At 69.1% G+C, this 21,421-nt stretch carries 21 protein-coding genes and 1 riboswitch; of the genes, 16 read left to right on the top strand and 5 right to left on the bottom strand.

Annotated features, from left to right (window positions below):
* Positions 1-59: 59 nt before the first annotated feature.
* Together AzCIB_RS20595 and AzCIB_RS20600 are read right to left on the bottom strand one after the other, a co-directional pair.
* Positions 60-1,736 carry a cation acetate symporter gene (locus tag AzCIB_RS20595; protein ID WP_050417609.1) on the bottom strand — a complete coding sequence of 559 codons (1,677 nt, stop codon included), beginning with the start codon at positions 1,734-1,736 and terminating at the stop codon, positions 60-62.
* The gene (locus tag AzCIB_RS20600) at positions 1,736-2,056 is read right to left on the bottom strand and encodes a DUF485 domain-containing protein (protein WP_353611527.1); all 321 of its coding nucleotides are present in this window, start codon (positions 2,054-2,056) and stop codon (positions 1,736-1,738) included. The genes AzCIB_RS20595 and AzCIB_RS20600 overlap by 1 nt, the downstream gene beginning before the upstream one ends.
* 203 nt (positions 2,057-2,259) lie before the next feature.
* Here AzCIB_RS20600 and AzCIB_RS20605 point away from each other — a divergent pair, with 203 nt between their 5' ends.
* The gene (locus AzCIB_RS20605) at positions 2,260-3,042 is read left to right on the top strand and encodes an enoyl-CoA hydratase/isomerase family protein (protein ID WP_050417611.1); all 783 of its coding nucleotides are present in this window, start codon (positions 2,260-2,262) and stop codon (positions 3,040-3,042) included.
* Positions 3,043-3,268: 226 nt separating this feature from the next.
* Here the strand turns inward: AzCIB_RS20605 and AzCIB_RS20610 are convergent, their stop codons facing one another.
* Positions 3,269-4,735: a cobyric acid synthase gene (locus AzCIB_RS20610; protein WP_050417612.1), complete on the bottom strand. Its 1,467-nt coding sequence runs from the start codon at positions 4,733-4,735 to the stop codon at positions 3,269-3,271.
* 57 nt (positions 4,736-4,792) lie between these two features.
* Here AzCIB_RS20610 and cbiB point away from each other — a divergent pair, with 57 nt between their 5' ends.
* From cbiB to AzCIB_RS20630, 4 genes are all read left to right on the top strand, one after another.
* A complete protein-coding gene (gene cbiB, locus AzCIB_RS20615; protein WP_050417613.1) occupies positions 4,793-5,719 on the top strand; it encodes an adenosylcobinamide-phosphate synthase CbiB in 927 nt (308 codons plus the stop codon).
* A gap of 123 nt (positions 5,720-5,842) precedes the next feature.
* Positions 5,843-6,826, top strand: a complete 984-nt coding sequence (cobD, locus tag AzCIB_RS20620) for a threonine-phosphate decarboxylase CobD (RefSeq protein WP_050417614.1) — start codon at positions 5,843-5,845, stop codon at positions 6,824-6,826.
* A gap of 1 nt (position 6,827) precedes the next feature.
* Positions 6,828-7,799, top strand: a complete 972-nt coding sequence (gene mnmL / locus AzCIB_RS20625) for a tRNA modification radical SAM protein MnmL/YtqA (protein WP_050417615.1) — start codon at positions 6,828-6,830, stop codon at positions 7,797-7,799.
* Positions 7,800-7,806: 7 nt separating this feature from the next.
* Complete coding sequence (locus AzCIB_RS20630) at positions 7,807-8,730, top strand: cobalamin-binding protein (protein WP_050417616.1); 924 nt, start codon at positions 7,807-7,809, stop codon at positions 8,728-8,730.
* Positions 8,731-8,746: 16 nt separating this feature from the next.
* Here the strand turns inward: AzCIB_RS20630 and AzCIB_RS20635 are convergent, their stop codons facing one another.
* Positions 8,747-9,880: a M48 family metallopeptidase gene (locus AzCIB_RS20635; protein WP_050417617.1), complete on the bottom strand. Its 1,134-nt coding sequence runs from the start codon at positions 9,878-9,880 to the stop codon at positions 8,747-8,749.
* A gap of 324 nt (positions 9,881-10,204) precedes the next feature.
* Here AzCIB_RS20635 and AzCIB_RS20640 point away from each other — a divergent pair, with 324 nt between their 5' ends.
* Complete coding sequence (locus AzCIB_RS20640) at positions 10,205-11,752, top strand: DEAD/DEAH box helicase (protein WP_050418487.1); 1,548 nt, start codon at positions 10,205-10,207, stop codon at positions 11,750-11,752.
* Between the two features lie 22 nt (positions 11,753-11,774).
* On the opposite strand, the gene rquA is transcribed toward AzCIB_RS20640, so the two are convergent.
* On the bottom strand, positions 11,775-12,467 hold the full coding sequence (gene rquA, locus AzCIB_RS20645; protein ID WP_232299280.1) for a rhodoquinone biosynthesis methyltransferase RquA: 693 nt from the start codon (positions 12,465-12,467) through the stop codon (positions 11,775-11,777).
* Between the two features lie 199 nt (positions 12,468-12,666).
* Positions 12,667-12,889: riboswitch (cobalamin riboswitch) on the top strand.
* Positions 12,890-13,068: 179 nt separating this feature from the next.
* On the opposite strand from rquA, the gene cobM reads away from it, so the two are divergent.
* From cobM to AzCIB_RS20695, 10 genes are all read left to right on the top strand, one after another.
* A complete protein-coding gene (gene cobM / locus AzCIB_RS20650) occupies positions 13,069-13,878 on the top strand; it encodes a precorrin-4 C(11)-methyltransferase (protein WP_050417619.1) in 810 nt (269 codons plus the stop codon).
* On the top strand, positions 13,875-14,837 hold the full coding sequence (locus AzCIB_RS20655) for a sirohydrochlorin chelatase (protein ID WP_050417620.1): 963 nt from the start codon (positions 13,875-13,877) through the stop codon (positions 14,835-14,837). Before cobM ends, AzCIB_RS20655 begins: the two co-directional genes overlap by 4 nt.
* Before the next feature lie 3 nt (positions 14,838-14,840).
* Positions 14,841-15,527 (top strand): precorrin-8X methylmutase, encoded by a 687-nt coding sequence (locus tag AzCIB_RS20660; RefSeq protein WP_050417621.1) that lies wholly within the window; start codon positions 14,841-14,843, stop codon positions 15,525-15,527.
* A gap of 15 nt (positions 15,528-15,542) precedes the next feature.
* The gene (locus AzCIB_RS20665; RefSeq protein ID WP_050417622.1) at positions 15,543-16,706 is read left to right on the top strand and encodes a cobalt-precorrin-5B (C(1))-methyltransferase; all 1,164 of its coding nucleotides are present in this window, start codon (positions 15,543-15,545) and stop codon (positions 16,704-16,706) included.
* A complete protein-coding gene (locus AzCIB_RS20670) occupies positions 16,685-18,004 on the top strand; it encodes a bifunctional cobalt-precorrin-7 (C(5))-methyltransferase/cobalt-precorrin-6B (C(15))-methyltransferase (RefSeq protein ID WP_050418488.1) in 1,320 nt (439 codons plus the stop codon). The genes AzCIB_RS20665 and AzCIB_RS20670 overlap by 22 nt, the downstream gene beginning before the upstream one ends.
* A 175-nt stretch (positions 18,005-18,179) precedes the next feature.
* Positions 18,180-18,992: a precorrin-2 C(20)-methyltransferase gene (gene cobI, locus AzCIB_RS20675; RefSeq protein ID WP_157058628.1), complete on the top strand. Its 813-nt coding sequence runs from the start codon at positions 18,180-18,182 to the stop codon at positions 18,990-18,992.
* A gap of 136 nt (positions 18,993-19,128) precedes the next feature.
* A complete protein-coding gene (locus AzCIB_RS20680; protein WP_050417624.1) occupies positions 19,129-19,902 on the top strand; it encodes a cobalamin biosynthesis central domain-containing protein in 774 nt (257 codons plus the stop codon).
* Complete coding sequence (locus AzCIB_RS20685) at positions 19,902-20,324, top strand: cobalamin biosynthesis protein (RefSeq protein ID WP_198149575.1); 423 nt, start codon at positions 19,902-19,904, stop codon at positions 20,322-20,324. Before AzCIB_RS20680 ends, AzCIB_RS20685 begins: the two co-directional genes overlap by 1 nt.
* A 41-nt stretch (positions 20,325-20,365) precedes the next feature.
* A complete protein-coding gene (locus AzCIB_RS20690) occupies positions 20,366-20,551 on the top strand; it encodes a CbtB domain-containing protein (protein ID WP_050417625.1) in 186 nt (61 codons plus the stop codon).
* A gap of 14 nt (positions 20,552-20,565) precedes the next feature.
* Positions 20,566-21,330 (top strand): CbtA family protein, encoded by a 765-nt coding sequence (locus tag AzCIB_RS20695; RefSeq protein WP_050417626.1) that lies wholly within the window; start codon positions 20,566-20,568, stop codon positions 21,328-21,330.
* The last annotated feature ends 91 nt before the right edge of the window (positions 21,331-21,421 follow it).

The raw sequence follows: 21,421 nt of genomic DNA on the forward strand, positions 1-21,421 counted from the left end.
GCGCGGGGGTTTGCGATATTGCTGCGGCACATGTCGTGCCGCGGGCTTCTAAAGAGCGCTCAGTGCGACGAAGCCGTCTCTGCGCCGACGCCGGTCTGCGCGCGCACGTACTGGTCTTCGAAGGCTTCGATTTCCTTCTGTGCGCCGACACTGCTGTCCATCTTCGAAACGACGATCGCGAGGATGAAGGCGATCGGCATCGAGAACAGCGCCGGCTGCGTGTAGGGGAAGATCGCGGCCGCGTTGTGCAGCACGTCCACCCACACCGACTTCGACAGCACGACGAAGGTCACGGCGCTGAACAGGCCGGAGTAACCGCCCCACAGCGCGCCACGGGTCGTCAGGCCCTTCCAGTACATCGACAGGATCAGCACCGGGAAGTTGGCCGAAGCTGCGACGCCGAAGGCGAGCGCGACCATGAACGCGATGTTCATCTTCTCGAAGGCCATGCCGAGCAGGACTGCGACGATGCCGAGGCCGATGGTCGCGAACTTGGACACCTTCAGTTCGGTCGTCTCCGACGCCTTGCCCTTCATGATGACGCGGGAGTAGATGTCGTGCGAGATCGCCGAGGCGCCAGCCAGTGCGAGACCGGCGACGACCGCGAGGATGGTCGCGAAGGCCACGGCCGACAGGAAGCCGAGCAGCAGGTTGCCGCCGACCGCCTTGGCGAGGTGCATGGCGATCATGTTGCCGCCGCCGATGACCTTGCCGCCGAGCTGGCCGCCCTCGAAGAACTCGGGGTTGGTGCCGACGATCAGGATCGCGCACAGGCCCATGATGGCGATGACGTTGAAGAAGTACGCGACGATGCCCGATGCGTAGAGCACCGACTTGCGCGCTTCCTTGGCGTCCGTGACGGTGAAGAAGCGCATCAGGATGTGCGGCAGGCCAGCGGTACCGAACATCAGGCCGAGGCCGAGCGAGATCGCGGTGACCGGATCGGCGAGCAGGCTGCCCGGGGAGAGGAGCTTGCCGCCGAGCTTGTGCACTTCCATCGCACGCGTGGTCAGCTCATCGAAGCTGAAGCCGAACTGGCTGAACGCGAGCAGCATCACGGTGGTGCCGCCGATGAGCAGCATGCAGGCCTTGATGATCTGCACCCAGGTCGTCGCGACCATGCCGCCGAAGGTGACGTACACCATCATCAGCGCGCCGACCACGAACAGCGCGATGTTGTAGTCGAGGCCGAACAGCAGCTTGATGAGCTGGCCGGCGCCGACCATCTGGGCGACGAGGTAGAAGCACACCACGGTCAGCGAGCTGATGGCGGCCATCGTGCGCACCTTGCCCTGGTCGAGGCGGTAGGCGGTGATGTCGGCGAAGGTGAACTTGCCGAGGTTGCGCAGGCGCTCGGCCATCAGGAACAGGATGATGGGCCAGCCGACGAAGAACGCGATCATGTAGATGTACGCATCGACGCCCTGCGTGTACATCATCGCGGTGAGACCGAGCAGGGTCGCGGCGGACATGTAGTCACCGGCGATCGCGAGGCCGTTCTGCCAGCCGGTGATGCCACCGCCGGCGGTGTAGAAGTCAGCGGTCGACTTGGTACGCGAGGCGGCCCAGTAGGTGATGACAAGGGTCAGCACCACGAAGATGAAGAACATCAGGATCGCGTGCAGGTTGAGGCCCTGCTTTTCCGTCTGGGCGATGGCATCACCGGCGACAGCCGATGCGGCGATCGAGAGCGAGAACAGGCCGGCGGCGAAACGGGAAATCGTGGAAGCTTTCATTATTTTTCTTCCTTAAACGCGGCACGCACGATTTCGTTGTTGATGTCGTCGAACTCGCCGTTGGCGCGACGCACGTAGACCAGCGTCAGCACCCAGAAGAACACGAACTGGAACAGGCCGGCGGCGACGCCGAAGGTCAGGTTGCTGCCTTCCGACAGCTGCTTCGCGATCAGCCCGGGCGCGAACGCGACGAGCAGGACGAAGCCGTAGAAGATCGTCAGGACGATGATCGACAGGATCGTCGCGAAGCGGGTGCGCTTCTCGACGAGTTCCATAAAGCGCGGATTGCGCCTGATGTGCGCATACATTGATACAGACATTCCCTCTCCCTCCAAGAAAAGCAACGATGTCACGTCGCTCCGCCACACTCCTCCTTCAGCCGACCCGATGTCTGTTGCACCAGTGCCGACGGGCGGATGATATATCATCTACAAGACTCCATACCATAACGTATGGAGTTTTTTTAATTCATTGATAAATTGAATTTTTCTACCATTCCCGAAGCGACAGACGGAACCCGGCCATGAGCGGCGAGATACTTTTTTCCACCGATGGCGACATCGCCACGCTGACCCTCTCCAACCCCGACAAGCTGAACGCGATCGACTCCGCGATGTGGATCGCGCTGCGCGAAGCCTTCGAGCGCATCGCCGCGACTCCCCCACTGCGCTGCGTGATCCTGCGCGGTGCGGGCGACAAGGCGTTCGCGGCGGGGGGCGACATCGAGGAGTTCCTGACCGTGCGCGCGACCGTCGACGACGCGCTGCATTACCACGACACGCTGGTCGCCGCGGCGCTGGACGCGATCCGCGCGTGTGCGATTCCGACCGTGGCCGCGATCCAGGGCGCCTGCGTCGGAGGCGGGCTGGAGATCGCCGGCTGCTGTGACCTGCGCATCGCCGGCGAGTCGGCGCGCTTCGGTGCCCCGATCAACCGCCTGGGCTTCTCGATGTATCCGGGCGAGATGGCGGGCCTGCTGGATCTGGTCGGCCCGGCGGTGTTGCTGGAGATCCTGCTCGAGGGGCGCATCCTCGACGCGCGCGAGGCGCTGCAGAAGGGGTTGCTGACGCGCGTGACCGACGACGAGAAGGTGCTGGACGAGGCCCGCGCGAGCGCAGCGCGCATCGTCGCCGGCGCCCCGCTGGTCGCACGCTGGCACAAGCAGTGGGTGCACCGGCTGATGCGCGGCGGCGCCCTGAGTGAGGAAGAAAAGCGCGCGGCGTTCGACTTCCTCGCGACGGACGACTACCGCGAGGGGCTGGACGCGTTCTTCGCGAAGCGCAAGCCGGTGTTCACCGGGCGCTGACCTGCGGGCAACCAATTACCGTTCGGGCTGAGCCTGTCGAAGCCCTGGCAGCGCCCTTCGACACGCTCAGGGCGAACGGTTGTATTTGACGCCTTAGTTTGTGGAAGCACGGATTCGTAGGGTGGGAGAAGCGAAGCGCATCCCACCATGAGCCGGCCGGGCGAATTATGGCGCTTGGATTGGCGGGATACGCTGCGCTCCTCCCGCCCTACAGGATTTCAAGCGTTCAGACGAGCCACGCGGCCGGCAACACCGGGGAAAGATCCAGATGTGTCCCAACGCTGTCCGCCAGCCGGTCAAGATCCGCTTCGCGCCGCGCTGCGAGATCGACCGTTTCGACCTCCCCCGCCCCGGCCCACGCGAGCAGCGCGGACAGGGCCGCGGGCGCGTCGAACAGCCCGTGCAGGTAGGTGCCGAGGATCTGCCCGTCGGCCGATAGCGCGCCGTCGGCGCGGCCGTCGTCGAAGTGCAGCGCGGGGCGGGCGAGGGCTGCGCCGCGGCTCACGCCCATGTGGATCTCGTAACCGGCGACGGCGGCTCCGCCGGGCAGGCACAGCACGCCGCTGCGGTTCTCAAGCTGCTTTTCGGCTTCGAGGACGGTTTCCATGTCGAGCAGACCCAGCCCCGCGACGGTGCTCGGCACCCCTTCCAACCCCTGCGGGTCCGCGAGGCGCGTGCCGAGCATCTGGAAGCCGCCGCAGATGCCCGCGACCTTGCCGCCGTAGCGCAGGTGCCGCTTGATCGCCGGCTCCCATCCCTGCGCACGCAGCCAGGCGAGGTCGGCCTGCACGCTCTTGGAGCCGGGCAGCACGATCAGGTCGGCGGGCGGGATGGCCTGTCCGGGCCCGACCCAGCGGAAATCGATCTGCGGATGCAGGCGCAGCGCGTCGAGGTCGGTGTGGTTGGAGATGCGCGGATAGACCGGCGCGACCACGCGCAGGCGCGCCTCGCGCTTGTCGACGCTGGCCTCGCCGAGCGCGTCCTCGGCATCGAGGAACAGGCCGTGCAGGTAGGGCAGCACGCCCAGCACCGGCCGTCCGGTGCGTTGCTCGAGCCAGTCCAGCCCGGACTGCAGCAGGCCAAGGTCGCCGCGAAAGCGGTTGATGACGAAGCCCTTCACGCGCGCCTGCTCCGACGGCGACAGCAGTTCGAGCGTGCCCACCAGATGCGCGAAGACGCCGCCGCGGTCGATATCGGCGACGAGGATCACCGGCACGTCGGCGGCTTCGGCAAAGCCCATATTGGCGATGTCGCGATCGCGCAGGTTGATTTCCGCCGGGCTCCCGGCGCCTTCGACCAGCACGCACTCGTAGGCGCTGGTGAGGCGATCCCAGGACTGCATCACGGCCTTCATCGCGGTCGGCTTGTAGGCGTGATAGTCGCGCGCCGACAGGTTGGCGGCGACCTTGCCGTGGATGACGACCTGCGCGCCGATGTCGGTGGACGGCTTGAGCAGCACGGGATTGAAGTCGGTGTGCGGCTCCAGTCCTGCCGCGAGCGCCTGCAGCGCCTGCGCGCGGCCAATCTCGCCGCCGTCCGCCGTCACCGCCGAGTTGAGCGCCATGTTCTGCGGCTTGAATGGTGCGACGCGCACGCCACGCCGCGCGAGCAGGCGCGCGAGTCCGGCGACCAGCGTGCTCTTGCCGGCGTCGGAGGTCGTCCCCTGCACCATCAGGGTGATTGCTTGCGGCATGGCGTAGAATCCCGGCTCGTTCAAAGCGGCGGATTATCGCCGATAAGCTTCGCCCCGATGATTTCCCTGCTCGTCAAACTCCTCGCCGGCATCGCGCTCGACCACCTGCTCGGCGAGCCGCGCCGCTGGCATCCGCTGGTCGGCTTCGGCCGCTGGGCGGGCTGGCTGGAGGCACGCTTGCGCCCGCGGCTGCCGACCCGTGCGGGCGGCCTACTCGCGTGGCTGTTGGCGATCGGGCCGTGGCTCGCGCTGGCGCTGCTGCTGCGCGCGAGCCATCCCGCCGCGCACTGGCTGGTCGATATCGGCCTGCTCTATTTCGCGCTCGGCGCGCGCAGCCTCGCGCAGCATGCCGAGGCGATCGCGGCGCCGCTCGCGGCCGGCGACCTAGACATGGCGCGCGAGCGCGTCGGCTGGATCGTCAGCCGCGACACGCGCGCGCTGGACGCGGCCGGCGTCGCCAAGGCCGGCACCGAGTCGGTGCTCGAAAACGGAAACGACGCGGTGTTCGGCGCACTGTTCTGGTTCTGCATCGCGGGCGGCGCCGGCGCGCTGGTGTTCCGCCTCGCCAACACGCTCGACGCGATGTGGGGTTACCGCACCGAACGCTTCATCCGTTTCGGCTGGGCGGCCGCGCGCCTCGACGACATCCTGAACTGGCTGCCGGCGCGACTCACGGCGCTGACCTATGCGCTGCTCGGCCGCAGCCGCGACGCGCTGGCGTGCTGGCGCGAACAGGCCTCGGCCTGGGACAGCCCCAACGCCGGACCGGTGATGGCTGCGGGCGCCGGCGCGCTCGGGGTGCAGCTCGGCGGCGCGGCGATCTACCACGGCCACGAAGAGCTGCGCCCGCCGCTCGGCTGCGGCCGCACGCCGGACGCCGCCAGCGTACGCGCCGCGGTACGCCTGATGCAGCACGGGATGCTGCTCTGGACGGGCATCGTTGCCGCCGGCGCGATCGTCGCGGCGCTTGCGGGAGCGCGATGATGGGCTTCGAGGGAGCTGCCATGTGGGAGCGGCAAGGCAATCGCACGAGCGCGTGTAGGGCGGGAGGAGCGCAGCGTATCCCGCCAATCCGGACGTGGGAGCGGCTTCAGCCGCGTATCTCGAATGCTTGAGCACGGCGGACGCCTGCGCCGCGCGGCGCAGCACTACGGCATTCCGCTCGCCGACTGGCTGGACCTGTCGACGGGCATCAACCCGCACGCGTGGCCCGTCCCGCCCATTCCGGCAGACGCCTGGCACCGCCTGCCCGAAGACGGCGACGGGCTCGAGGCTGCCGCCGCGGCCTGCTACGGCACCGACCAGCTGCTGCCGGTCGCCGGCTCGCAACCGGCGATCCAGGCCCTGCCGGCGCTGATCCCCAGCGAGCGCGTGACCGTGCTCGCTCCGACCTATGCCGAGCATCCGCATGCCTGGCGCGGACGCACGCTGCGCGCCGTTGCCGCGGACGCAGTCGAGGGGGCGCTCGACGACACCGACGTGCTGCTGCTCGTGCACCCCAACAACCCGTCCGGCGCACGCTTTTCGCGCGATCGGCTGCTCGGCTGGCACGCGCGGCTCGCGGCGCGCGGCGGCTGGCTGGTGGTCGACGAAGCCTTCATCGATGCGGACCCGGCCGACAGCCTCGCAACTGCCGCCGGGCGCGCGAACCTCGTCGTGTTGCGCTCGCTCGGCAAGTTCTTCGGGCTGGCCGGCGCGCGTGTCGGCTTCGTGCTCGCGCCGACGGACCTGCGCGAACGCCTGGCCGAGCTCCTCGGGCCGTGGACGCTGAGCGGCCCCGCACGTCACGTCGCCCGCGCAGCGCTGGCAGACCGCCCATGGCAGGACGCGATGTGCGAACGCCTGCAAGGCGAAGCCGCGCGCCTCGCCGGCCTGTTGCGGGATAGCGGCCTCGGCGAACCCGCGGGGCCGGCGCTGTTCCAGTGGGTGGGCTGTCCGGACGCGCCGGCGGTGCAGGAGCACCTCGCGCGCGCCGGCATCCTCGTGCGCCGCTTCGACGAACCGGCGAGCCTGCGCTTCGGCCTGCCGCCGGACGAAACCGGCTGGGCCCGCCTCGCCGCGGCGCTCGACGCCTTGCGCAGGGCGGCCTGACATGCAGCTCGACCATTACGTCAACACGATCGGCCGCCACCTGCGCGCGCGCTTCGGCGAACGCGTGCACAAGCTGCCGCTGCACGCGAATTTCACCTGTCCCAACCGCGACGGCACGCTCGGGCGCGGCGGCTGCACCTTCTGCAACGTGCGCGCCTTCAGCGACGAGGCCGAGGCGCCGATCGCGCAGCAGCTCGATGCCGGCCGCGTCCGCGCCGACCGCGCGCGCCGCTACCTCGCCTACTTCCAGGCCTACACCAGCACCTACGCGGAAGTGGAGACGCTGCAGCGGCTGTACGAGGAGGCCCTCGCCGGCGCCGACATCGTCGGGCTGTGCATCGGCACGCGCCCCGATTGCGTACCCGACGCGGCACTGGATCTCCTCGCCGGCTACCGCGAGCGCGGCTACGAGGTATGGTTGGAACTGGGCCTGCAGAGCGCCTTCGACGACACGCTCGCGCGCGTCAATCGCGGGCACGGCTGGGCGGCCTACGCGGATGCGACGGCGCGCGCCCACGCGCGGGGAATTCCGGTGTGCACGCACCTCATCGTCGGCCTTCCGGGCGAAGCGCCCGAGCGCAGCCTGGATACGCTGGAGCGTGTGCTGGAGCTCAGCGTCGAGGGGCTGAAACTGCACCCGCTGATGATCGTCAAGGGCAGCCGCCTCGCCGCCGCGTGGCGCCGCGGCGAGGTCGCGCCGCCGGACGCCGCGCATTACGCCGAGGTCGCCACGGAGATGATCCGGCGCACGCCCGCAAGCGTCGTGTATCACCGCGTGTCCGCGACCGCCAACGCGCCGACGCTGCTTGCACCCGCGTGGTGCGCCGGTCGATTCGAAGGGATCCACGAAATCGCCCGCCGGCTCGCCGCGACCGGCCCGCAGGGCAGCCTCACCGTGCAGCCCCTGGCGCCCCCTTCCCCGCAGCCCCCGACGGAGCGCGCCACCGCACGCACGGCGACCCGCCCCAACTGAGAAGCCGATGACGCAACGCCCATCCCTGTTCCACCGCATCCGCCCCGTTCGCGCCGCGATCCTTGCCGCAGGCGCACTCGCGGTGACAACCGCGCAGGCGGAAATCGCGCTCCGCGACGACACCGGCCGCGAAGTGAAGCTCGCACGCCCGGCCGAGCGCATCGTGAGCCTCGCCCCGCACGTCACCGAGCTGTTGTTCGCCGCCGGCGCCGGGGAGCGCGTCGTCGGCGCGGTTGCGTACAGCGATTACCCTGACGCGGCACGCAAGCTGCCGCGCGTGGGCGGCTACAGCAACGTCGACATGGAAGCAGTCGCGGCACTCAAGCCCGACCTCGTGATCGCGTGGAAGAGCGGCAACCGCGACGCGCACCTGGACAAGCTCGCCGCGCTGGGCATCCCCGTCTTCATGAACGAACCGCGCAACCTGGACGACGTCGCGCGCAGCCTGGAAACGCTAGCCAGGCTCGCCGGCACCGACGCGGCGGGCCGCACCGCCGCCGACGCATTCCGCGCGCGCAAGGGGGCGCTCGCGGCGCGTTTCGGGCAGCGTGCGCGCGTGCGCATGTTCTACCAGATCTGGGACAAGCCGCTGATGACGATCAACGACGAACACCTGATCTCGGACGTGGTCCGCCTGTGCGGCGGCGAAAACGTGTTCGGCAAGCTCACTCAGCTCGCGCCGACGATAGGCGTGGAAAGCGTGCTGGCGGCCGACCCCGAGGTGATCGTCGCGAGCGGCATGGGCGAGGCGCGCCCGGACTGGCTGGACAACTGGAAGCGCTGGCCCAAGCTTGCCGCGACGACGCGCGAGAACCTCTATTTCGTGCCGCCGGAGCTGATCCAGCGCCACACACCGCGCATCCTCGACGGGGCGACGACGCTGTGCGAGCAGCTGGACAAGGCGCGCGGCAAGCGCCCGGCCGGAACCTGATGCGCCCCGGCTGCGCTCAGGCGCCGCGCGCGCGCTCGTAACGCTGACGCCAGTCGCGCCGCGAATCCTGCCACCACGCGCGGTCGAACACCCACGACAGCGTCGGCAGGAGGGGGGCCAGATAGGTGTTTGCCAAGGACTCGCCGCCGCACACCGGGACCTCGGGATCGACGCGCAGCACGCGCAGGCGTTCGGCCAGCGTGGGGTGGAAGTCGGCCTCGGACGCGGCACCGCCGAACATGTCGTGGATGTCCATCGGGCCGGGTTCCGGGCGGCGGAAGCCGGCAAGCACGCCCAGGCCCATCTCGCGGAAGGGGCGGATCAGCGGCTGGGGCGTGGTGCGGCTTTGCGCCATGACCTTGCGCCAGTAATCCTCGTTGAGGAAACGCTCCTTCAGCGCGACCTCGACAAGCGCTTCGCCGACCCGCTGCGCACCGACCACGCGCGCCGCGCCGGCATCGGCCTCGAACTCTTCCAGGCGCGACAGGCGCATCGCGGCGCGCAAGTCGCCCGCGGTCCAGTTGTCCAGCGCGCGACCGAGGCGCGGCGCATCCTCGATGCAGCGGTCGAGGGCGCGGAACCACCAGGCGCGCAGATGCCCCCACCAACCGTCCAGCCCGCGGCGCTGCGCCGCAAGATGGGCGAACTCGTGCGCGAGGATCGCGCCGAACTGGCGCCGGGTCACGCTGTGGGCCAGCGGCAGGCCGATCATCAGATGGGTTTCCAACGGACCGACCCAGCCCCAGCGGGGGCGCTGCAGGATCGCGGCGTTCATGTCACCGACGACCCACACCGCGTCGATGTGGATGCCGCCAAAACGCTTGCCGGTGCGCTCGATGAGGCGAAACAGCCCTTCCGCGAGCTCCGGCGGCAGGCGCACGCCGTCGGGCCGGGCAACCGGCGCGAACAGCCAGCCGCACACCAGCACGCACAAGGCCGTCGCGATCAGGAAGCTGACGACCGCAGCCAAGGCCAGGACCACGTTGCCCGCAACCAGAGCGGACCAGGTTCCCCCTACCAGCAGCACCACGACGGCGCCCAGGGCGACCGCAACCAGCCCCATTGCCGCGAGGCCCGCTGTGGCGCGCAAACCGAGCCGGAACGCAAGACGTGCGCGAGTGCGCGAGAGGCGGTTTTGGACAGCTGCCATGCGTGGCACTCCGAGAAACCATGATCGAAACGCGGAATATACTTAACAAGAAGTAAGCGCAACATTGCACCTTAGTGATACACACACCAACAATTTGCATATAAATCAATGCAAAGGCCGCGCAAACCGGGGAGAATCCGCTTACGCAACTCTTGTTGCGCCGCACGAAAAAAGTGTAGTATCGCAACACCTGTGTCCTTGACCAATCGGTCGCAGGCCCTTCGATAACACCTTGTTGCGACTATTTCCGGTCGCACTACCCTGCCCGCCTCGATTGGTGTCGCTCTAATGCAGCGACAGGCCGTCGCTGGAGCATCCTTCTTGATCAATTCCGAAGTTTCCTTCGCCAGTCTTGGACTGGCCGAACCCCTTTTGCGCGCCATTTCCGAGTCGGGCTACACGCAGCCGACACCGATCCAGGCGCAGGCGATTCCCCTGGTGCTGGCCGGCGGCGACCTGCTTGCCGCAGCCCAGACCGGCACCGGCAAGACCGCCGGCTTCACGCTGCCGCTGCTGCACCGGCTGTCCACAAGCTCGGCCAGCGCCCCCAAGGCGGGGCGCCCCCGCTGCCTGATCCTCACCCCGACGCGCGAGCTCGCAGCACAGGTCGAGGAATCGGTGCAGACCTACGGCAAGCACATGCCGCTGACCTCGATGGTCATGTTCGGCGGCGTGAACATCAATCCGCAGATCTCGGCGCTGAAGAAGCGCGTCGACATCCTCGTCGCGACGCCGGGGCGTCTGCTGGACCATGCCGGCCAGAAGACCGTCGACCTGTCGGGGGTCGAGATCCTCGTCCTCGACGAAGCCGACCGCATGCTCGACATGGGCTTCATCCGCGACATCCGCAAGGTGCTCGCGATGCTGCCCAAGCAGCGCCAGAACCTGCTGTTCTCGGCGACCTTCTCGGACGAGATCCGTTCGCTCGCCAACGGCCTGCTGAACAACCCGGGCTGCGTCGAAGTGGCACGCCGCAACACGACCACCGAACTGGTCGAACAGTCCGTGTATTCGGTGCCGCAGAAACAGAAGCGCGATCTGCTCGTGCATCTGGTCAAGGAACACGACTGGCACCAGGTGCTGGTGTTCACGCGCACCAAGCACGGCGCCAACCGGCTGGCCGAATACCTCGGCAAACACGGCATCCCGGCCGCCGCGATCCACGGCAATAAGAGCCAAGCGGCACGCACGCGCGCGCTGTCGCAGTTCAAGGACAACTCGCTGCCGGTGCTGGTCGCAACCGACATCGCGGCGCGCGGCCTGGACATCGACCAGCTGCCGCAGGTGGTGAACTTCGAGCTGCCAAACGTGCCGGAAGACTACGTGCACCGCATCGGCCGCACCGGCCGCGCGGGATCGAGCGGCAAGGCGATTTCCTTCGTCGACAGCGAGGAGAGGCCCTACCTCGCGTCGATCGAGCGCCTGATCAAGCGCACCATCGATCGCGCCACCGTGCCGGAATTCGTGACCCACGCGCCCGATCCGGGCGACAGCGAGCGACCGCCGCGCGACCCGCGCCAGTCGTCGGGACGGCGCAACGATAGCCGTGCGCCGCGCCAGCCGCTTGCAGAACGCCCGGCGCCGCGCACGCAGCCGCACGGGGCGAACCGCCAGCCGGCACGGCAGGGCGCACAGGCCGACGGCGGCAAGCCGGCAAACCGCCCGGCCCGCAGCGGGGAGGCGCAGGCCAATCGCCCTGCACGCAACGGCGAGGCGAACAAGGCCGGCGCACCGCGTGGCCAGGAGCCCAGCGGCAACCGTGCGCCGCGCACGGGCGACGCCCCGCGCGCACCGGCGCGTCAGGATACGGGACGTAGCCCCGCGCCGCGCGCAGCGCTCTTCAACGCAAAGCCGGGCAATCGCGGCGGCTGAGCGTCACCGCGACGGGTGCGGCTCAGCCGCGCCGCACCCCGACGATCTTCTGATAGAGACCACCGAACAAGGTGGTCTTTTTCCATGCGAATTCCTCGCCCAGCGGCGACAGCGCCGTGATGTCGACGTCGAGCAGCGAGGGCGCGAAAGGCTCGAGCCAGCGGAACACCTGCGCCATGACCGGACGCAGGGGGTGCCATGGGCGGGTGCGATGGTAATCGACGAACACGATCTTGCCGCCCGGCTCGACCGCCCCGAGCAGGTTGTGCACGATGCACGCGCGCTCGACCGGCGGCACTTCATGCAGCAGGAAGAAACAGCACACGGCTTCGTGCGACCCGGCCGCGAGGCAATCCGGTCGCGCCAGATCGCCCTGACGCACCTCGGCATGCGCGAGACCGTCGAGCTTGCGGCGAGCGTTCGCGACCTGGATCGGCGCCACGTCGATGACGTCGAGCGCCCCGTTGCAGCCGACGCGCTCGGCGAGCAGGCGCGAGAACGGGCCATAGACGCACGCCGCCTGCAACAGGCGCTGTCCCGGAGCGAACTCCTCGACTGCCGCTCGCATCAGGCGCCGGGCATTGCCCCACAGGATGGCCGAAACGACCCATTCGCGGTCGAGCCAGGGCAGGGTGCGATGGCTGAGATAGGCCCAGTGATAGGTGCGCGACAGGTAGGACGGCACCGCACAGGCTTTTGTCACGGGCTGCATCATGGCGGAATCGGCAGAAATCTGTGTCATGCCCGCCAGCATAACCGTATCCGCAGCGGGGCGGAACGCCGGTTGCATACCCCGAGAGTATTCACCGGGATGCGGACTACCCGACTCGGGCAGGCGGCTCGAAAGCTGTTGCCGGATGTGCTGCCGAATGACGTAACGGCTACTTGCGCGCCCTGTCCGCTTCCCCTATTCTCTGCGCTGAATTCGATCCGGGTTCCCCGCCATGCGACCGCGTGACGGGGTGAAACGGGAAGTCCGGTGAAGTCCGGGGGCACGCTCCCCTTGACCAGTCCGGCGCAGCCCCCGCTGCTGTAAGCCTGACGGATCCGCCATACGCCACTGAGCCTCGCGCTCGGGAAGGCGGCGGAATCCGAAAGAAGGTGAGCCAGAAGACCGGCCCGATCGATTTGGAAGGTTTGTGCCCCGGGGTGTGGGCTTGCCGACTGGAATCCGATCGCGTCTGTCACGGGCCTCGAGCGCCCGAACGCAGCCACTCATCGACCCAGCCTCAAGTTGCGCCCGACCGTGCCGCCCGTCGGTGCCGTCGGCTGTCGCCATCCCCCGGTGCTTGTTCAATGCACTCGCGGGGAGCCGTATGCATTCCAAGTCCTTGCCGGGAACCGTGTGGTTCGTCGGCGCCGGCCCGGGCGATCCGGACCTGATCACCGTGAAGGGGCGGCGCCTGCTCGAACAGGCGGGCGGCATCCTGTTCGCCGGTTCGCTGGTCGACCAGGCGGCGACGCTCTACGCGCCGGAAGGCTGCGCGATCCGCGATTCGAAGGACATGACGCTCGAGGAGATGGGCACGTGGCTGATCGACGCGGCATCGCGGTGCGTGACCGTCGTGCGGCTGCAGACCGGTGATCCCGGCCTGTACGGCGCGCTCGTCGAGACGACGCGTCTGCTCGATGCGGCCGGCGTGCCGTGGAAGGTCGTGCCGGGCGTGTCCTCGGCGCTGGCCGCGGCCGCCGCGGCGGGTGAGACGCTGACGCTGCCGGAAGTGACGCAGACGGTGATCCTGACTCGCGTCGCGGGCCGCACGCCGATGCCCGCGGGCGAGGAGCTCGACGCGCTGGCCGCACACCGCACGACGCTGTGCATCTTCCTGTCGATCACGCTGCTGCACGAGGTGCAGGACGCGCTGCGCCGTGCCGGCTGGCCGGAGGACGCGCCCATCCTCGTCGTGCACAAGGCGAGCTGGCCGGGCGAGGAGAAGATCGTCCGCGGCACCCTCGCCGACATCAAGAAGAAGTGCCAGGCCGAGAAGATCGCGTCGCAGGCGATGATCATCGCGAGCCCCGCGCTGGGCGCGCGCGACTGGCCCGAGATCGCCCGTTCAAAACTCTACGACCCGGCCTTCAGCCACCGCTTCCGCCGGGCCACCGTCACGGAAGACGCATCATGAAAAACACCACGATCCTGCTGGTCGGCCACGGCTCGCGCAACCGCGCGGGCAACGACGAGATCGAACGCTTTGCCGCGGAGTGGCGCGCACGCCGCCCCGAGTGGCGCATCGAGGCCTGCTTCATCGAGTACGCCGACGTGCTGCTCGACGCGGGACTCGACCGTGCGGCGGCCGGCGCTGCGCGCGTGATCGTGATCCCCTTCATCCTCAACGCAGCGGGCCACGTGAAGATGGAGATCCCGGCGGCGATCGAGCAGGCGCGCGAACGCCACCCCGCCGTCGCCTTCGAATGCACGCGCCACCTCGGCATGGGACGCGAGATTTTTGACGTGCTGATGGGCCGGCTCGACCGCCTGATGCACGCGCTGCACATGCCGGACCCCTGCACCACGGGCGTGATCCTGCTGGGCCGCGGATCGTCGGACGCGGGCGCGAACGGCGAGCTCGCGAAGATGGCGCGCTGGATCTTCGAGGACAGCGACCACGAGCTCGTCGAGCTCGCCTTCACCGGCGTGACCTGGCCGCGGCTGGAGACGGCGGTGCAGCGCCAGGTGCGTCTGGGGATGACGCAGATCGCGGTGGTGCCGGTGTATCTCTTCACCGGCGTGCTGATCGAGCGCATCGACGCGCAGCTCGCGCGGCTGCGCGCGCAGTACCCGCAGATCGCGTTCGCTCTGGGCACGCATTTCGGCTTCGACGCGGGCGTCTTCGAGCTGGTCGAGGCGCGCGTCGCCGACGCCGGTGAAGCCTCGCTGCTCGAATGCGACGGCTGCAAGTATCGCCTGGCCGCCGAGGCCGAGCACCTGCACGACCATAGTCATACCGCGGGCCATCACGACCACGACGGGCACGACCCTCACCACCACCATGATCACGGCCATGCCCACCACGATCATGGCCACGGCTGTTCCCACCACCACGCGCCGCACGCCGGCTGCGCCCAACCCGCCCACGCCTGAACCATGCACAGCAACGTCGTCACCGAACAGCTCACCGCCGCCGGGCGCGCGATCGAGCACGATTCCTTCGCCATCATCGACGCCGAGGTCGGCCGCCACGACTATCGCCCCGAACAGTGGCCGGTCGTGCGCCGCATGATCCACGCCAACGCGGACTTCGAATTCAACGGCCTGACCGACTTCCACCCGGAGGCCGTCACGGCAGGCCTGACAGCGATCCTCGCCGGCGGCACGCGCATCGTCGCCGACGTCGAGATGATTTGCGTCGGCCTGTCGGCCTCACGACTCGCGTACTTCGGCATGAGCACGCACCAGTTCATCTCGGACGCGGACGTGATCGCCCAGGCGAAGGCCGAGGAGACCACGCGTGCGGTGCAGGCGATGCGGAAGGCGCACCGCCAGGGCCTGCTCGACGGTGCGATCGTGGGCATCGGCAATGCGCCGACGGCGCTGATCGAAGTCGTACGCCTGATCCGCGAGGAAGGCGCGCAGCCGGCGCTGGTGATTGGCATGCCGGTCGGCTTCGTGTCGGCGGCCGAGTCGAAGGACCTGATGGCGGAGGTCGCCAATGTGCCGTGGATTGTGATCCGCGGCCGCAAGGGCGGCTCGACGCTGGTCGTCGCGGCGATCCACGCGCTGCTCGGCATCGCCGAAGCGCGCCAGCGCGAACAGCAGGCGCTGACGGCGTAAGCGGAGACGCGATCGATGGCAGCAGGGCACGCCTTGCAGGAGAAGGTGCGCAAGGGGGACGCGAAGCGCGAGCGGGGAAACCGCACCGGCTTCACGACCGGCGCGAACTCGGCCGCCGCGGCGACTGCGGCGACACTCGGGCTCGTGCAGGGCGAAATCCCGGCGGAGATCGAGTGCGTGCTGCCGAACACGATGCAGGTCGTATTCCGCATCACCGACGGGCGCGTCGACGGCGATTGCGCGCACGCGGTGAGCATCAAGGACGCGGGCGACGACCCGGACGCGACCGACAAGGCGCACCTGACCGCCGACGTGCGACGCATCCCGAACGGCGGCGGCGAGGTGATCCTGAAGGGCGGGCCCGGTGTCGGCGTCGTCACGAAGCCCGGCCTCGGGCTGGAGGTCGGCGGCCCGGCGATCAACCCGGTGCCGCACAGGAACATCTGCGAAAACGTCGCCCGTGCGGGTGCCTCGATCCTCGCCGCGGGCGACAGCCTGGAGGTGACGATCTCGGTGCCGGGCGGCGAGGCGATGGCGAAGAAGACGCTGAATGCGCGGCTGGGCATCCTCGGCGGCATCTCAATCCTCGGCACGACCGGGATCGTGCGCCCCTACTCGACCGCGGCCTTCCGCGCGAGCGTGATCCAGGCGGTCGACGTCGCGGCGAACCAGGGCCACACGGCCGTCGTGTTCACGACCGGCGGGCGCACCGAGAAGTGCGCGATGCGCGAATTCCCCGAACTCGACGAGGCCTGCTTCGTCCAGATGGGCGACTTCGTCAAGGCGGCGTTCTCGACCGCAGTGAAGCAGGGGATGCAGCGCGTCATCGTCGGCGCAATGGTCGGCAAGCTGACGAAGATCGCGCAGGGCCTGTCGGTGACGCACGCGTGGCGCGAGGAGATCGACCGCCAGCTGATCGCCGACGCAGCGACCGAGGTCGGCGCACCGACGGATGTCGTCGAGCAGATCCGCGCTGCCGAGACCGCGCGCTTCGCCGCCGAAAGCCTTGCCGAACTGGGGCTCACCGTGCCCTTTCACCGCGCGCTCGCGGTCCGTGCGATCCGCAGCCTGCGGGAACGCTACCCCGGCCCGCACCGCCTCACCGTGCTCGCCTGCAATTTCGAGGGTGTGCCCATCGTTACAGTGGAGGAATCCGAATGTCTGACCCTCGCTGCCTGATCCTGGGCATCCTCGACGATGGCTGGGACGGTCTCTCGGCCGCCGGTCGCGAACGGCTGACCGAGAGCCGTGTCGTGATCGGCGCGCGCCGCACGCTCGACCTGGTCGCGCCGCATCTGGGCAAGGACGTCGAACTGCGCGACATGGACGGCGCGCTCGGCAAGACGCCCGAATGGGTGCGCGCAGCGCTCGCCGACCGCCTGACGGTGACCGTGCTCGCGACCGGCGACCCTTTGTGCCACGGGATCGCGCGCTTTTTGATCGACAAGATTGGCGCAGCGAGCGTGGAAGTGCTGCCGGCGCCATCGACGATCGCGATCGCCTGCGCACGGCTGAAGAAGCCGTGGCAGGACGCTGCGGTCCGCTCATGCCACGGCGCGGATGCCGGCGAATGGCACACCGGCGCGGCACCCGGCCACGGCCTGTACGGACTCGTGCGTGCGGTCGCGGAACACGCGCGCGTGGCCACCTTCACGAGCCCGCACAACAGCCCGGACCGCGTTGCGCGCGCCCTCCTTGCTGCAGGCTACGGCGACGAGCTGCGCATCTCCGTCGCCGCGCGCCTGTGCCTGCCCGACGAGGAAATCTTCGCCGACCTCATGCTCGCGGACGCCGCAGCGCGTGAATTCGCGCATCCCAACATCGCCGTGATCGACCGCGTCACTGCGCCCGCACCGCGCGCGGTCTTCGGTTTCGAGGACGGCGATTTCGTTCAGCGCCAACCTGAAAAGGGCCTCATCACCAAGCTCGAAGCGCGCGCCGTGTCGCTCGCGAAACTCGGGCTGCGCGCGGACAGCGTCGTCTGGGACATCGGCGCGGGCTCCGGCTCTGTCGGACTGGAGGCTTCGCGCATCGCGCGCCTCGGCCACGTCTGGGCGATCGAGAAGAACACCGGCGATGCCGCTAATGCGCGCGAGAACGCGCAGCGCCTGCAGGCGACGAACTACACGCTGGTCGAAGGCAAGGCGCCGGACGGCCTCGACGCGTGGCCCGATCCGGACGCGGTGTTCATCGGCGGCTCGGGCGGCGAACTCGCACAGCTCATCGAACTGTGCCTCGCGCGGTTGCGTCCCGCCGGCCGCCTCGTGATGAACTTCGTCACGCTCGAAAACCTCGCGACCGCGACCGGCGCGCTCGCCGCGGCCGGCGCCGACTGGGACGTGACGATGCTGTCGGCGGCGCGCAGCCAGCCGATCCTCGACATGCACCGACTGGCCGCGCAGAACCCGGTGTGGATTGTGACCGCATTCAAGGCCCTTCCTACCAACGCAGGGAGCAGTGGCGTGATGTCAGGTTGAGGTCCGCGTTTACCCCCTCCCCTTCAAGGGGGAGGGTTGGGGTGGGGATGGGTTCAGCTGCCCCCGACGGAAACCCATCCCCCTCCTAACCTCCCCCTTGAAGGGGGAGGAACAAGGAGTCCCTGTCGATTCGATTACCCGATTAATGAGCCCCCAACCGAAGCACAGAACAATGATGAATGACGCTCTCGCCTCCCCCCGCTACGGCCGCCTGATCGGCGTGTCGCTCGGCCCCGGCGATCCCGACCTGATCACGCGCCGCGGCTGGACCGCGCTGCAGTCGGACGCGCGCTGGACCTACCCGGTGAAGAAGGCCGAGGAACGCTCCTACGCGCTCGACATCGTCGTGCGCGGCGGCCTCGAAGTGCCGGCCGACGCGGTCGAGCTGGTGTTCCCGATGACGCGCGACGCGGTCGCACTCGCCAAGGCCTGGGCGCGCGCCGCGGCCCGCACCGCCGAGCTCCTCGCCGAAGGGCGCGACGTCGCCTTCCTCGTCGAGGGCGACGCCTCCACCTACTCGACCTTCCGCCACCTCGCCCGCGCGGTGCGCGAGCTGGCCCCGGAAGTCGAGGTCGAGACGATTCCCGGCGTCAGTTCCTTCGCCGCGGCCGCCGCCTGCGCGGATGTCGCGCTCGCCGAGGAAGACGAAACCGTCGCGGTGATCCCGGCGGCCTACGGTGTGTCGGTGATCGACCACCTGCTCGACGAGTTCGACACGCTGGTGCTGATAAAGGTGAAGCCGCTGCTCGACGAGGTGCTGGATCTGCTCGAGGCGCGCGACCTGCTGGCGACCAGCTGCTTCGTCGAGAAGGTCGGCTCGCCGGAAGAGCGCGTCGTGCATGACGTCGCGAGCCTGCGCGGCGAGAAGGTCAATTACTTGTCGCTGCTGCTGGTGCAGAACCCCAAGCGGGCGCGCGGCGAACTGCGTCGCGGCTGCCGCAAGCGCGCCGCTGCGATCGAAGCGCTCACGACGGAGGTGTCGGCATGACCGACCGGTTCCGTAGGGCGGATGAGCCGCGAAGCGGCGTTATCCGCCGCATGCGCAAATGCGGTGAGCCGGCATACGGCGGAAGGCGCTGCGCTTTTCCGCCCTACGGTCCACACGGCGAACGGAGGCTAGTCCGATGAGCATGCATCTCCCCTTCCCCAACGAACGCGTCGCGATCGTCTCGATCACCAAGCACGGCATCGCGCTCGCCGGCAAGGTCGTCGCCGCGATCCCCGGCGCACGGCTCTTCGCGCCCGAAAAATTCCGCGCCGAAGCCGAAGCGGCCGCCCCCGGCGCCGCTGCCTGCTACACCGGCAAGACCGGTGACCAGATCCCCGCGCTCTTCGCGGGCTTCGACGGCATCGTCGCGATCGTCTCGCTCGGCGCCGTCGTGCGCCTGATCGCGCCGCACCTGCAGGACAAGGAGCAGGACCCCGGCATCGTCGTGCTCGACGAAGGCGGCCGCTACGCGATCCCGATGCTCTCAGGCCATCTAGGCGGCGCCAATGCGCTCGCGGGCGTGCTCGCCGCGGCGCTCGGCGCGCAGCCGGTGCTGACGACCGCATCGGACGCGCGCGAGACGCTCGCCGTCGACCTGCTGGGCCGCGAACTCGGCTGGACCTTCGATGCGAGCCACGACGAGATCGTGCGCGCAAGCGCCGCGGTCGTGAACGACGAGCCGGTCGCCCTCGTGCAGGAAGCGGGCAGCCTTGATTGGTGGGCTCGTCATGCGAACGGCCGCAGCGGTCCGCTGCCGGCGAACCTGAAACGCTTCGAGCGCCTCGAGGACATCGACCCGGAGAATTTCGGCGCGGTGCTGTGGATCAGCGACCGGGAACTGCCCGCCGGCTGGGCCGAACGCCTCGCCGGACGCCGCGTGATCTACCGCCCGCCGCAGGAGGCGGCGTGATGTCATCGCAAATCGCGTCGTCCGGCGTCGCGTTGGGCCTCGGCTGCGACCGCGGCACGCCGTCGGAGACGATCGCCCGCGCGATCGACGAGGCGCTCGCCCAGGCCGGCGCGAACCTCGCCGACGTCCGTGCAGTGGCGAGCATCGACCTCAAGGCCGACGAGGCCGGGTTGCTCGAACTCGCAGCCCGTCACGGCTGGACGATCGCCTTCCACCCAGCGGCGACGCTCGCCGACGTGCCCGTGCCGAATCCGTCCGAAACGGTACGCCGCTACACCGGCACGCCGTCCGTGTCCGAAGCCGCCGCGCTGCTCGCCGCCGGGGCGGATCTGACGCAGCTGATCGTCGAGAAGCACAAGCTGCGCGGTCCAGACGGGCGCAATGCGACCGTGTCCGTCGCCCGCATGTCGGCATCGAACTGATTTTAAAACGCTGTCACACCCATCGAAGAAGGAGAACCACCATGCAACAGCAAGCCGCCCTGCAAATCGCCCGCCCGAAGAGCGCCCTGACGGCGATCGCCCTGCCCGCCCTCACCGCCGCGCTGCTCGGCGCCGTGATCGTCTATGGCGTCGGCTTCAGCCCGATCGCCGCGGCCCACAACGCCGCGCACGACACCCGCCACGTCAACGTCTTCCCCTGCCACTGAGCGCGGAGTCCGGCATGCTGTTCCGTCGCATCGTCCTGTGCGCCCTGCTGGTGGGCGCGCTCGCCGGACTGCTCGTGAGTGCCGTGCAGCACTGGCAGGCCATCCCGCTCATCGCCGCCGCGGAGGTGTTCGAAGGTTCGGCGGAGCCGGCCACGACCGCGCATGATCACGACCATGCCCACGGCGACGCACACGCACATGACGCGGCAGCGAGGGCGCCGGATGACGCCACGGTACGGCATGTCTGGACCGCCATCGCCAACGTCCTGACCGCGATCGGCTTCGGCCTCGTTCTGGTCGCGGCGATGACGATCTGGGAACACCTGCGCGGTCGTCCCCTCGCGTCGGCCGGCACGGGCCTCGCGTGGGGCGCTGCCGGCTGGATCTGCGTCTTCGGCCTGCCGACTCTGGGGCTGCCGCCCGAGCTTCCCGGCAGCGTCGCCGCTCCGCTCGGCGATCGACAGGCTTGGTGGCTGCTCGCCGCGTGCAGCGGGGCGGCGGGGCTCGGCCTGCTCGCCTTCGTCCGCGGCCCGCTGCGCTTGGCGGGCCTTGCCGTGCTCATGCTGCCCTTCGCGGTCGGCGCCCCGCATCTCGCCAGCGGCCCTTTCGCCGGCTACGACCTCGACATCGCACGCCAGATGGAAGCGCTCGCCGCCCCCTTCGCCATCGCGACCACCATCGCCACCGCCGTGCAATGGCTCGCGCTCGGCGGCTTGTCGGGCTGGGCTGTTGCGCGCTGGGTGCGTCCCGCGCTGGCAGACCTGGCAACGACACCGTAGGGCGGGAGGAGCGTAGCGCATCCCGCCAATCGTACGTAAAGGGTGGCTCAGCCGCCGCTTTGGCGGGATCCGCTGCGCTACTCCCGCCCTA

Source organism: Azoarcus sp. CIB (assembly GCF_001190925.1).
GTDB lineage: Bacteria > Pseudomonadota > Gammaproteobacteria > Burkholderiales > Rhodocyclaceae > Aromatoleum.

Excerpts from the sequence above, each read along its gene's own strand:
- AzCIB_RS20630 (WP_050417616.1), top strand. The coding sequence starts at position 7,807 with ATGACGCAACGCCCATCCCTGTTCCACCGCATCCGCCCCGTTCGCGCC.
- AzCIB_RS20685 (WP_198149575.1), top strand. The coding sequence starts at position 19,902 with ATGTCATCGCAAATCGCGTCGTCCGGCGTCGCGTTGGGCCTCGGCTGC.
- AzCIB_RS20600 (WP_353611527.1), bottom strand. The coding sequence starts at position 2,056 with ATGTCTGTATCAATGTATGCGCACATCAGGCGCAATCCGCGCTTTATG.
- AzCIB_RS20635 (WP_050417617.1), bottom strand. The coding sequence starts at position 9,880 with ATGGCAGCTGTCCAAAACCGCCTCTCGCGCACTCGCGCACGTCTTGCG.
- rquA (WP_232299280.1), bottom strand. The coding sequence starts at position 12,467 with ATGATGCAGCCCGTGACAAAAGCCTGTGCGGTGCCGTCCTACCTGTCG.
- AzCIB_RS20655 (WP_050417620.1), top strand. The coding sequence starts at position 13,875 with ATGAAAAACACCACGATCCTGCTGGTCGGCCACGGCTCGCGCAACCGC.
- cobM (WP_050417619.1), top strand. The coding sequence starts at position 13,069 with ATGCATTCCAAGTCCTTGCCGGGAACCGTGTGGTTCGTCGGCGCCGGC.
- AzCIB_RS20665 (WP_050417622.1), top strand. The coding sequence starts at position 15,543 with ATGGCAGCAGGGCACGCCTTGCAGGAGAAGGTGCGCAAGGGGGACGCG.
- AzCIB_RS20670 (WP_050418488.1), top strand. The coding sequence starts at position 16,685 with ATGTCTGACCCTCGCTGCCTGATCCTGGGCATCCTCGACGATGGCTGG.
- AzCIB_RS20660 (WP_050417621.1), top strand. The coding sequence starts at position 14,841 with ATGCACAGCAACGTCGTCACCGAACAGCTCACCGCCGCCGGGCGCGCG.
- AzCIB_RS20680 (WP_050417624.1), top strand. The coding sequence starts at position 19,129 with ATGAGCATGCATCTCCCCTTCCCCAACGAACGCGTCGCGATCGTCTCG.
- mnmL (WP_050417615.1), top strand. The coding sequence starts at position 6,828 with ATGCAGCTCGACCATTACGTCAACACGATCGGCCGCCACCTGCGCGCG.
- cobD (WP_050417614.1), top strand. The coding sequence starts at position 5,843 with ATGCTTGAGCACGGCGGACGCCTGCGCCGCGCGGCGCAGCACTACGGC.
- AzCIB_RS20690 (WP_050417625.1), top strand. The coding sequence starts at position 20,366 with ATGCAACAGCAAGCCGCCCTGCAAATCGCCCGCCCGAAGAGCGCCCTG.
- cbiB (WP_050417613.1), top strand. The coding sequence starts at position 4,793 with ATGATTTCCCTGCTCGTCAAACTCCTCGCCGGCATCGCGCTCGACCAC.
- AzCIB_RS20695 (WP_050417626.1), top strand. The coding sequence starts at position 20,566 with ATGCTGTTCCGTCGCATCGTCCTGTGCGCCCTGCTGGTGGGCGCGCTC.
- AzCIB_RS20605 (WP_050417611.1), top strand. The coding sequence starts at position 2,260 with ATGAGCGGCGAGATACTTTTTTCCACCGATGGCGACATCGCCACGCTG.
- cobI (WP_157058628.1), top strand. The coding sequence starts at position 18,180 with ATGAATGACGCTCTCGCCTCCCCCCGCTACGGCCGCCTGATCGGCGTG.
- AzCIB_RS20610 (WP_050417612.1), bottom strand. The coding sequence starts at position 4,735 with ATGCCGCAAGCAATCACCCTGATGGTGCAGGGGACGACCTCCGACGCC.
- AzCIB_RS20595 (WP_050417609.1), bottom strand. The coding sequence starts at position 1,736 with ATGAAAGCTTCCACGATTTCCCGTTTCGCCGCCGGCCTGTTCTCGCTC.